General features: G+C 43.7%; 10 protein-coding genes. All 10 read left to right on the forward strand.

Annotated features, from left to right (window positions below; genetic code table 11):
• Positions 1-74: 74 nt before the first annotated feature.
• Entirely contained in the window at positions 75-2,192 is a 2,118-nt protein-coding gene (pnpA, locus tag BSU_16690; protein ID NP_389551.1) for a polynucleotide phosphorylase (PNPase), read from the forward strand.
• Between the two features lie 117 nt (positions 2,193-2,309).
• A complete protein-coding gene (gene ylxY, locus BSU_16700; RefSeq protein NP_389552.1) occupies positions 2,310-3,269 on the forward strand; it encodes a putative sugar deacetylase in 960 nt (319 codons plus the stop codon).
• A gap of 39 nt (positions 3,270-3,308) precedes the next feature.
• Positions 3,309-4,538: a specific processing protease gene (gene mlpA, locus BSU_16710; RefSeq protein ID NP_389553.2), complete on the forward strand. Its 1,230-nt coding sequence runs from the start codon at positions 3,309-3,311 to the stop codon at positions 4,536-4,538.
• A 77-nt stretch (positions 4,539-4,615) separates the two neighbouring features.
• Positions 4,616-4,873: a PRC barrel protein involved in sporulation gene (gene ymxH, locus BSU_16720; protein NP_389554.1), complete on the forward strand. Its 258-nt coding sequence runs from the start codon at positions 4,616-4,618 to the stop codon at positions 4,871-4,873.
• Positions 4,874-5,058: 185 nt separating this feature from the next.
• A complete protein-coding gene (spoVFA, locus tag BSU_16730; RefSeq protein NP_389555.1) occupies positions 5,059-5,952 on the forward strand; it encodes a spore dipicolinate synthase subunit A in 894 nt (297 codons plus the stop codon).
• Between the two features lie 2 nt (positions 5,953-5,954).
• Positions 5,955-6,557, forward strand: a complete 603-nt coding sequence (spoVFB, locus tag BSU_16740; protein ID NP_389556.1) for a spore dipicolinate synthase subunit B — start codon at positions 5,955-5,957, stop codon at positions 6,555-6,557.
• Positions 6,558-6,682: 125 nt separating this feature from the next.
• Complete coding sequence (asd, locus tag BSU_16750) at positions 6,683-7,723, forward strand: aspartate-semialdehyde dehydrogenase (RefSeq protein ID NP_389557.1); 1,041 nt, start codon at positions 6,683-6,685, stop codon at positions 7,721-7,723.
• A 91-nt stretch (positions 7,724-7,814) separates the two neighbouring features.
• A complete protein-coding gene (gene dapG, locus BSU_16760) occupies positions 7,815-9,029 on the forward strand; it encodes an aspartokinase I (alpha and beta subunits) (RefSeq protein NP_389558.2) in 1,215 nt (404 codons plus the stop codon).
• Positions 9,030-9,059: 30 nt separating this feature from the next.
• Positions 9,060-9,932 carry a 4-hydroxy-tetrahydrodipicolinate synthase gene (dapA, locus tag BSU_16770; RefSeq protein ID NP_389559.1) on the forward strand — a complete coding sequence of 291 codons (873 nt, stop codon included), beginning with the start codon at positions 9,060-9,062 and terminating at the stop codon, positions 9,930-9,932.
• A 177-nt stretch (positions 9,933-10,109) separates the two neighbouring features.
• Positions 10,110-11,777, forward strand: coding sequence for a dual activity 5' exo-and endoribonuclease J2 (gene rnjB, locus BSU_16780; RefSeq protein NP_389560.2), 1,668 nt, complete (start codon positions 10,110-10,112; stop codon positions 11,775-11,777).
• The last annotated feature ends 18 nt before the right edge of the window (positions 11,778-11,795 follow it).

Below are 11,795 nucleotides of genomic sequence, written 5' to 3' on the forward strand. Positions count from 1 at the left end.
TATGTTCAATTCATTTCGTTCATAATAGGAGTAATTGATTATTTCACACAACGAAGAGAGGAGTTCGTAATTGTATGGGACAAGAAAAACATGTCTTTACCATAGATTGGGCCGGAAGAACGCTTACCGTTGAAACCGGCCAGCTTGCCAAACAGGCAAATGGTGCTGTGATGATCCGCTACGGTGATACAGCAGTACTTAGTACAGCAACCGCTTCAAAAGAACCTAAACCGCTTGATTTCTTCCCTCTTACTGTAAACTATGAAGAAAGATTATATGCGGTAGGGAAAATTCCGGGCGGATTTATTAAAAGAGAAGGACGTCCAAGTGAAAAAGCGGTTCTTGCCAGCCGTTTAATTGACCGTCCGATCCGTCCTTTGTTTGCCGATGGATTCCGTAATGAAGTTCAAGTCATCAGCATTGTCATGAGTGTTGACCAAAACTGCTCTTCAGAAATGGCTGCCATGTTCGGTTCATCTCTTGCACTTTCTGTATCGGATATTCCGTTTGAAGGACCGATTGCAGGGGTTACTGTCGGACGCATTGATGATCAATTTATCATTAACCCGACAGTCGATCAGCTTGAAAAAAGCGATATCAATCTTGTCGTTGCCGGCACGAAAGATGCGATTAACATGGTAGAAGCGGGAGCGGACGAAGTTCCTGAGGAAATCATGCTTGAGGCCATTATGTTCGGCCATGAAGAGATTAAACGCCTGATTGCATTCCAAGAAGAAATTGTTGCAGCAGTCGGCAAAGAGAAATCTGAAATTAAGCTCTTTGAAATTGATGAAGAGCTTAATGAAAAAGTAAAAGCTTTGGCAGAAGAGGATCTGCTGAAAGCCATCCAAGTTCATGAAAAGCATGCCCGTGAAGATGCCATTAACGAAGTGAAGAACGCAGTTGTGGCAAAATTCGAGGATGAAGAACATGATGAAGACACAATCAAGCAAGTGAAGCAGATTTTATCCAAGCTTGTGAAAAATGAAGTTCGCCGCCTGATTACTGAAGAGAAAGTAAGACCGGACGGCCGCGGTGTCGATCAAATCCGTCCGCTCTCTTCAGAGGTTGGCCTCTTGCCAAGAACGCACGGTTCAGGTCTATTTACAAGGGGACAAACTCAGGCCCTCAGCGTATGTACGCTAGGTGCTCTGGGAGATGTGCAAATCCTTGACGGCTTAGGTGTCGAAGAGTCGAAACGGTTTATGCATCATTACAACTTCCCGCAATTCAGCGTTGGGGAAACAGGACCGATGCGCGGACCGGGACGTCGTGAAATCGGACACGGAGCACTGGGTGAGCGTGCGCTTGAGCCAGTTATTCCGTCTGAAAAAGACTTCCCTTATACTGTCCGTCTTGTTTCAGAAGTGCTTGAATCAAACGGTTCTACATCTCAAGCAAGCATTTGCGCAAGCACACTTGCAATGATGGATGCCGGTGTACCGATTAAAGCGCCAGTTGCTGGTATTGCGATGGGTCTTGTCAAATCAGGCGAACATTACACTGTCTTGACTGACATCCAAGGCATGGAAGACGCGCTCGGAGATATGGACTTTAAAGTAGCGGGAACTGAAAAAGGCGTAACGGCCCTGCAAATGGACATTAAAATTGAAGGCCTTTCCAGAGAGATTCTTGAAGAAGCGCTTCAGCAGGCGAAAAAGGGCAGAATGGAAATCCTCAACAGCATGCTTGCAACATTAAGCGAATCAAGAAAAGAGCTTTCTCGATATGCGCCTAAGATCTTAACAATGACCATTAATCCTGATAAAATCCGCGATGTCATCGGACCAAGCGGGAAACAAATCAATAAGATCATCGAAGAAACCGGTGTTAAAATTGATATTGAGCAGGACGGCACAATCTTTATTTCCTCTACAGATGAAAGCGGCAACCAAAAAGCGAAAAAAATCATCGAAGACCTTGTGAGAGAGGTTGAAGTCGGCCAACTTTACCTAGGTAAAGTGAAACGGATTGAAAAATTCGGGGCTTTCGTTGAAATTTTCAGCGGAAAAGACGGTTTGGTGCACATTTCAGAGCTTGCGCTTGAACGCGTAGGGAAAGTTGAAGATGTTGTGAAAATCGGAGACGAGATTCTTGTCAAAGTCACTGAAATTGATAAACAAGGACGAGTGAATTTATCCCGCAAAGCGGTGCTCCGTGAAGAGAAAGAAAAAGAAGAACAACAATCTTAAATGAAAACATAAAAGGAGCCTGGGAGACCCGGCTTCTTTATTTTGAAGCTTTTCAAAAGCAGGCGGGTTCTACCTTGTCCTTCTCCTTCATAATGTGAGGTGAGGGGGGGACAGAACATGTACAAAAAATTTGTACCGTTTGCCGTTTTTTTATTTCTTTTTTTTGTCTCATTTGAGATGATGGAAAATCCGCATGCACTTGATTATATAGGGGCAATGAAAAAAGATACGGTGACTGTCACGGCGTCAAAAGACCCGTTATATGAAGAATTGCTTCAAAAAGCGCCGGAGTACGAAGTTAAGCCCCAGAATGCAAGAATTGATAAAGTGTGGAAAAGCATTCCAGGCTACAATGGATTAAAGGTCAATATTGAACAATCATATAAAAAAATGAAACAGCATGGTAAGTTTCGGGAAAAAGATTTGGTGTACAGTCAAGTAAAACCAAGTGTTCATCTTGAGTCACTTCAGCCTGAGCCTATTTATAAAGGAAATCCTGACAAACCGATGGTGGCTTTTTTAATCAATGTGGCATGGGGAAATGAGTATTTGGAAAAAATGCTTCCTATTCTGCAAAAGCACCAGGTTAAAGCTACGTTCTTTTTAGAAGGCAATTGGGTGAGAAACAATGTACAGCTCGCTAAGAAGATTGCAAAAGACGGACATGAAATCGGAAATCATTCATACAATCATCCGGATATGAGCAAACTGACTACAGGAAGAATTTCCGAGCAGCTCGACAAGACTAATGAACAAATAGAACAAACGATCGGCGTTAAGCCAAAGTGGTTCGCTCCGCCAAGCGGAAGTTTCAGAAAAGCGGTTATCGACATTGCAGCAGAGAAACAGATGGGAACAGTCATGTGGACAGTTGATACAATCGATTGGCAAAAGCCGGCTCCGTCTGTACTTCAGACGAGAGTGTTAAGCAAGATACATAATGGTGCCATGATTTTAATGCATCCGACTGACCCTACGGCGGAAAGTCTTGAAGCGCTGATTACACAGATAAAAGACAAAGGATATGCGCTTGGAACAGTCACTGAACTAATGGATGAAACAAGACTATTGAAGTAACAGATGAAGGCAGCTTGTCTTTGAATAGGAGGAACAAATTTGATTAAACGATATACGTGTCAAAATGGTGTAAGAATTGTGCTGGAAAATAACCCGACAGTCCGTTCTGTTGCGATCGGCGTATGGATCGGCACAGGTTCGAGACATGAAACGCCGGAGATAAACGGAATTTCTCACTTTTTAGAGCACATGTTCTTTAAAGGGACGAGCACAAAATCTGCACGCGAGATAGCAGAATCTTTTGATCGTATTGGCGGCCAGGTCAATGCGTTTACTTCAAAGGAATATACCTGCTACTATGCAAAGGTGCTTGACGAGCATGCGAATTACGCGCTGGACGTATTAGCAGATATGTTCTTTCATTCAACGTTTGATGAAAACGAGCTGAAAAAAGAGAAAAATGTAGTATATGAAGAAATTAAAATGTATGAAGATGCGCCGGACGACATTGTACATGATTTATTGAGCAAAGCCACTTACGGCAATCATTCTTTAGGCTACCCAATTTTAGGAACGGAAGAAACGCTTGCTTCCTTTAACGGTGACTCTCTCAGACAATACATGCATGATTATTATACGCCGGACCGAGTGGTGATTTCGGTAGCGGGCAATATATCTGACAGTTTTATCAAAGATGTAGAAAAATGGTTCGGGTCATACGAGGCGAAAGGCAAAGCGACAGGCCTTGAGAAGCCTGAGTTCCACACGGAAAAACTGACGAGAAAAAAAGAAACAGAGCAGGCTCATTTGTGCCTTGGATTTAAAGGCTTAGAGGTTGGCCATGAACGTATTTATGATTTAATCGTCCTCAACAATGTGCTCGGAGGCAGCATGAGCAGCCGGCTGTTCCAAGATGTGCGTGAAGATAAAGGACTTGCTTATTCTGTTTACAGCTATCACAGCTCATATGAGGACAGCGGAATGCTAACGATTTACGGCGGAACGGGTGCAAATCAGCTTCAGCAGCTGTCGGAAACAATTCAAGAAACCCTGGCCACATTAAAACGTGACGGCATTACCTCGAAAGAACTGGAAAACAGCAAAGAGCAAATGAAGGGAAGCTTAATGCTGAGCTTAGAAAGCACAAACAGCAAAATGAGCCGAAACGGAAAAAATGAACTGCTGCTCGGCAAACATAAAACATTAGATGAAATTATCAATGAATTAAACGCCGTGAACTTAGAGCGTGTTAATGGCCTTGCCAGACAATTGTTTACCGAAGACTATGCATTAGCACTTATCAGCCCTTCCGGCAATATGCCGTCTTAAAAAGGAAAGCCTGCCCCATAATGGAGCAGGCATTTTTTAATCCCTTTCATCATACATAGTACAAGGGGGTGACAGACATGCGGCTCAGTGAATTATCGGGAAAGGAAATTGTAGACATCAAAAGAGCTGAACGGCTCGGAGTGCTCGGCCAGACCGATTTGGAAATCAATGAACAGGATGGACAGATTACAGCACTCCTCATTCCCACAGTTAAGTGGTTTGGTTTGAGAAAGCAAGGTCATGACATTCGTGTCCCATGGCACCATATTCAAAAGATCGGTTCAGATATGATTATATTAGATGTACCTGAGGAAATGCCTCCTCGACAAGAGTAAATAGCCCAATTGACTGTGAAGCGGGCTCTAAAGAAAACATCTGAAACATCGGCTGCCGGAGCCGATGTTTTTTTATATGGAAAAAGCGCATCTTTTATATTCACCGGTATTTCCTTTTGATCATAAGATGAAGGGGAGCTTAACAACTAGAGATCCAGTATATACAAAGAAGGTGAACGTTTAGAATGTTAACCGGATTGAAAATTGCAGTTATCGGCGGTGACGCAAGACAGCTCGAAATTATAAGAAAGCTCACTGAACAGCAGGCTGACATCTATCTTGTCGGTTTTGACCAATTGGATCACGGTTTTACCGGGGCAGTAAAATGCAATATTGATGAAATTCCTTTTCAGCAAATAGACAGCATCATTCTTCCAGTATCCGCGACAACAGGAGAAGGTGTCGTATCGACTGTATTTTCGAATGAAGAAGTTGTGTTAAAACAGGACCATCTTGACAGAACGCCTGCACATTGTGTCATTTTCTCAGGAATTTCTAACGCCTATTTAGAAAACATTGCAGCTCAGGCAAAAAGAAAACTTGTTAAGCTGTTTGAGCGGGATGACATTGCGATATACAACTCTATTCCGACAGTAGAAGGAACGATCATGCTGGCTATTCAGCACACGGATTATACGATACACGGATCACAGGTGGCCGTTCTCGGTCTGGGGCGCACCGGGATGACGATTGCCCGTACATTTGCCGCGCTCGGGGCGAATGTAAAAGTGGGGGCAAGAAGTTCAGCGCATCTGGCACGTATCACTGAAATGGGGCTCGTTCCTTTTCATACCGATGAGCTGAAAGAGCATGTAAAAGATATAGATATTTGCATTAATACCATACCGAGTATGATTTTAAATCAAACGGTACTTTCTAGCATGACACCAAAAACCTTAATATTGGATCTGGCCTCACGTCCCGGGGGAACGGATTTTAAATATGCCGAGAAACAAGGGATTAAAGCACTTCTTGCTCCCGGGCTTCCAGGGATTGTCGCTCCTAAAACAGCTGGGCAAATCCTTGCAAACGTCTTGAGCAAGCTTTTGGCTGAAATACAAGCTGAGGAGGGGAAATAAGGATGTCGTCATTAAAAGGAAAAAGAATCGGGTTTGGGCTGACCGGGTCGCATTGCACATATGAAGCGGTTTTCCCGCAAATTGAGGAGTTGGTCAACGAAGGAGCTGAAGTCCGTCCGGTTGTCACATTTAATGTAAAATCTACAAATACCCGATTTGGAGAGGGCGCAGAATGGGTTAAAAAAATTGAAGACCTGACTGGATATGAGGCCATTGATTCGATTGTAAAGGCAGAACCTCTTGGGCCGAAGCTGCCCCTTGACTGCATGGTCATTGCGCCTTTAACAGGCAATTCAATGAGCAAGCTGGCAAATGCCATGACGGACAGCCCGGTGCTGATGGCGGCAAAAGCGACAATCCGGAACAATCGGCCTGTCGTTCTGGGTATCTCGACAAATGATGCTCTTGGTTTAAACGGAACAAATTTAATGAGGCTCATGTCAACAAAAAATATCTTTTTTATTCCATTCGGGCAAGATGATCCATTTAAAAAACCGAATTCAATGGTAGCCAAAATGGATCTGCTTCCGCAAACGATTGAAAAGGCACTCATGCACCAGCAGCTTCAGCCGATTCTAGTTGAGAATTATCAGGGAAATGACTAAATTTACAGAAAATCTTTCCCAAACTAAAAAATTCGGTCATCACCCGCATATTCTATGGTAAAATAAAACGTAAAATCATAGTCAAATCAATTCAATGAAGCTGATTGGCGGAAGGAGTTTTACAGATGGGAAGAGGTTTACACGTAGCTGTTGTCGGAGCGACAGGGGCTGTGGGACAACAAATGCTTAAAACACTTGAAGACAGAAACTTTGAAATGGACACACTTACATTGCTATCTTCAAAACGCTCTGCGGGGACAAAAGTCACGTTTAAAGGCCAAGAGCTGACTGTTCAGGAAGCTTCTCCTGAGAGCTTTGAAGGGGTAAATATTGCTTTGTTCAGCGCCGGCGGAAGCGTATCACAAGCATTGGCACCAGAAGCTGTAAAACGCGGCGCTATTGTTATAGATAATACGAGTGCGTTCCGCATGGATGAAAATACACCGCTTGTTGTGCCAGAAGTGAATGAGGCAGACTTGCATGAACACAACGGCATTATTGCCAATCCAAACTGCTCTACAATCCAAATGGTTGCGGCACTTGAACCGATCCGCAAAGCATATGGCTTAAACAAGGTCATCGTATCAACTTACCAGGCAGTATCAGGAGCGGGTAATGAAGCTGTAAAAGAGCTTTACAGCCAAACACAGGCGATTTTAAATAAAGAAGAAATAGAGCCTGAGATCATGCCTGTAAAAGGTGACAAAAAACACTATCAAATCGCCTTCAACGCGATTCCGCAAATCGATAAATTCCAAGATAACGGCTATACGTTTGAGGAAATGAAAATGATAAATGAAACGAAAAAAATCATGCACATGCCTGACCTTCAAGTAGCGGCTACATGTGTGAGACTGCCAATCCAAACTGGGCACTCAGAGTCCGTCTACATCGAAATAGACCGTGATGACGCTACAGTTGAAGATATTAAAAATCTATTGAAAGAAGCTCCGGGCGTGACACTTCAGGATGATCCAAGCCAGCAGCTTTATCCGATGCCTGCTGATGCTGTCGGCAAAAACGATGTGTTTGTAGGCCGCATCCGCAAAGACTTGGACAGAGCAAACGGTTTTCATTTATGGGTTGTTTCTGATAACCTATTAAAAGGCGCGGCATGGAACTCTGTTCAAATTGCAGAAAGCCTGAAAAAACTAAACCTCGTATAAAAGAGAGAATTTTCTAAAGACGAATAGAAGAGAGTAAGGCGCTATCAGCCTGCTCTCTTCTGTTACGTCCGAATAATTTGGAGTGAAAACAGTGAAGATAATTGTTCAAAAGTTCGGCGGAACATCAGTAAAAGATGATAAAGGCCGCAAACTGGCTTTAGGGCATATTAAAGAAGCAATCAGTGAAGGATATAAGGTTGTCGTTGTCGTTTCAGCGATGGGCCGAAAAGGGGACCCGTATGCAACAGATTCTTTGCTCGGGCTGCTTTACGGCGATCAGTCAGCGATTTCTCCTAGGGAGCAGGATTTGCTTTTATCTTGCGGAGAGACTATTTCCTCTGTCGTCTTTACAAGCATGCTGCTTGATAACGGTGTGAAAGCAGCTGCGCTGACAGGGGCTCAGGCTGGCTTTTTAACGAATGATCAGCATACTAATGCGAAAATCATTGAAATGAAACCGGAGCGTTTATTCAGTGTGCTCGCCAATCATGATGCGGTAGTCGTCGCAGGCTTCCAGGGCGCAACTGAAAAGGGTGATACAACAACAATCGGCAGAGGGGGCAGCGATACGTCTGCAGCCGCACTCGGAGCAGCTGTTGATGCGGAATACATCGATATTTTCACCGATGTAGAAGGCGTGATGACTGCTGACCCAAGAGTGGTAGAAAATGCAAAACCGCTTCCTGTTGTGACGTATACGGAAATCTGCAACCTGGCGTATCAGGGGGCCAAGGTCATTTCTCCGCGTGCTGTGGAAATCGCAATGCAGGCCAAGGTTCCGATCCGCGTCCGTTCGACTTATTCGAATGATAAAGGCACATTGGTGACATCACATCACTCTTCCAAGGTCGGCAGTGATGTTTTTGAAAGGCTGATTACGGGAATCGCCCATGTCAAAGATGTCACGCAGTTCAAAGTGCCTGCGAAAATCGGCCAGTATAACGTTCAGACTGAAGTGTTCAAGGCTATGGCAAACGCTGGAATCAGTGTCGATTTCTTTAACATTACACCTAGTGAAATCGTCTATACGGTAGCCGGAAATAAAACAGAAACAGCTCAGCGTATTTTAATGGATATGGGCTATGATCCAATGGTGACGAGAAACTGCGCGAAGGTATCGGCGGTCGGCGCGGGCATTATGGGTGTTCCCGGTGTTACGTCCAAAATTGTATCGGCTCTTTCAGAAAAAGAAATTCCGATCCTTCAGTCGGCTGACAGCCATACGACGATATGGGTGCTCGTCCATGAAGCGGATATGGTTCCTGCTGTAAACGCTTTGCATGAAGTGTTTGAACTTTCGAAGTAAATGTGATTGAATCATGATGAGGTGAATAAAATGAATTTCGGAAATGTGTCTACAGCGATGATTACACCCTTTGACAATAAAGGGAACGTAGACTTTCAAAAACTGTCTACACTGATTGATTACTTGTTGAAAAACGGAACGGATTCTTTAGTAGTAGCGGGAACAACTGGAGAATCTCCGACCCTTTCAACTGAAGAAAAAATTGCGCTTTTTGAATATACGGTAAAAGAAGTAAACGGACGGGTGCCCGTTATCGCTGGTACTGGGAGCAACAACACGAAAGATTCCATTAAGCTGACAAAAAAAGCTGAGGAAGCGGGCGTGGACGCTGTTATGCTTGTTACCCCGTATTACAATAAACCTTCTCAAGAAGGAATGTACCAGCATTTTAAAGCAATTGCGGCAGAGACATCTCTTCCGGTTATGCTCTATAATGTTCCTGGCCGTACGGTTGCTTCTCTTGCTCCTGAAACGACGATCCGTTTGGCGGCAGACATTCCGAATGTGGTTGCGATTAAAGAAGCGAGCGGAGACCTCGAAGCGATTACAAAAATTATTGCTGAAACACCTGAAGACTTCTATGTCTATTCAGGGGATGATGCTCTAACGCTTCCAATTCTTTCAGTTGGAGGTAGAGGAGTTGTGTCAGTGGCGAGCCATATTGCAGGCACTGATATGCAGCAAATGATCAAAAATTATACGAATGGGCAAACAGCTAATGCGGCACTGATTCATCAGAAACTGCTGCCGATTATGAAGGAACTGTTTAAAGCGCCTAATCCTGCTCCAGTCAAAACAGCGCTTCAGCTGAGAGGTCTTGATGTCGGTTCTGTGCGTCTGCCTCTAGTCCCATTAACTGAGGATGAACGTCTGAGCTTAAGCAGCACGATCAGCGAACTGTAAGAAAATTTCATACAGTGAAACAAACGCGGTCATTCTCACATTCAGCTGAGTTTGACCGTTTCTTTTACATATTGGTTTTCCCTAAACCTTCTGCTTTATCTTGTTTTCTAAATTTACTTTCAGTTATAATAGGAACAAGTGATGATGGACGGGTATGAGACTAGGAGGATATAGATTTTGAAAAAGAAAAATACAGAAAACGTTAGAATTATCGCCCTTGGCGGTGTCGGAGAGATTGGGAAGAACCTTTATGTCATTGAAATTGACTCAGACATATTTGTCGTTGATGCCGGCCTTATGCATCCAGAAAACGAAATGCTCGGTATTGATGTAGTGATTCCTGACATATCATATTTGATTGAACGGGCTGACCGCGTCAAGGCAATCTTTTTAACGCACGGGCACGATGAAAATATCGGCGGCGTTTTTTACTTATTAAACAAGCTGTCCGTTCCAGTGTACGGAACAAAACTGACGCTTGCACTGTTAAGAGAGAAATTAAAACAATACGGACATAACCGAAAAACTGATTTAAGAGAAATTCACTCCAAATCTGTCATTACATTTGAATCAACAAAGGTATCGTTCTTTAGAACGATTCACAGCATTCCTGATTCTGTAGGTGTGAGCTTTAAAACATCACTTGGATCTATTGTATGCACGGGAGACTTCAAATTTGACCAAACACCTGCACTTAATCAGACGTGCGACATTGGCGAGATCGCCAAGATCGGCAATAGCGGCGTGCTCGCTCTGCTTTCTGACAGTGCAAATGCGGAACGGCCGGGTTACACCCCTTCGGAAGCGGCTGTCAGCGGAGAAATTTCGGATGCGCTGTATAATTCACAGAACCGGGTGATTATTGCTGTTTTCGCATCCAATATTAACCGGATTCAGCAAGTCATTCATGCAGCGGCTCAAAATGGCAGAAAGATTGCCGTAGCCGGAAAAAATCTTCAATCTGTCCTGCAGCTGGCGAGAAAGTTAGGATATATTGAAGCAGATGATGAATTGTTTATTTCTGTACAGGATGTCAAAAAATATCCGAAGCGCGAAGTGGCCATTATTACAGCCGGAAGCCAAGGTGAACCATTAGCTGCTTTGACAAGAATGGCAAACAAAGCTCACAAACAGCTGAACATTGAAGAAGGGGATACGGTGGTCATTGCGTCAACTCCGATTCCCGGGCAGGAACTCATTTACTCTAAAACAGTAGATCTTCTTGCGAGAGCCGGTGCACAAGTCATCTTTGCCCAAAAGCGTGTTCATGTATCAGGCCACGGCTCACAAGAAGAGTTAAAGCTGATGATCAACCTGCTTAAACCAAAATATTTGATTCCTGTAAACGGCGAATACAGAATGCAAAAAGCTCATTCAAAAATCGCTGAAGAAACCGGCATGAAGCGCAGTGACATCTTCTTAATTGAAAAAGGCGACGTCGTTGAATTCCGCGGCCAAAACGTAAAAATTGGGGATAAAGTTCCTTACGGCAATATTTTAATTGATGGTTTAGGTGTCGGTGATATCGGCAATATCGTATTGAGAGACCGCCGCTTGCTTTCACAGGACGGAATTTTAATCGTTGTCATTACACTTGATAAACAAAAGAAACATCTTGTATCAGGACCAGAAATTATCACTCGCGGCTTTGTTTATGTAAGAGAGTCTGAAGGTCTTATCGTACAGGCTACTGAGCTTGTACGGTCCATCGTGACAGAAGCGACTGAAACATCAAATGTCGAATGGTCAACGCTGAAGCAGGCAATGCGGGATGCTTTGAACCAATTCCTTTATGAAAAAACGAAACGTAAACCGATGATCATCCCAATTATTATGGAAGTATAATGACTGACTAAAGACCGG

The sequence above is a fragment of the Bacillus subtilis subsp. subtilis str. 168 genome (assembly GCF_000009045.1).
GTDB classification, from domain to species: Bacteria; Bacillota; Bacilli; order Bacillales; family Bacillaceae; genus Bacillus; species Bacillus subtilis.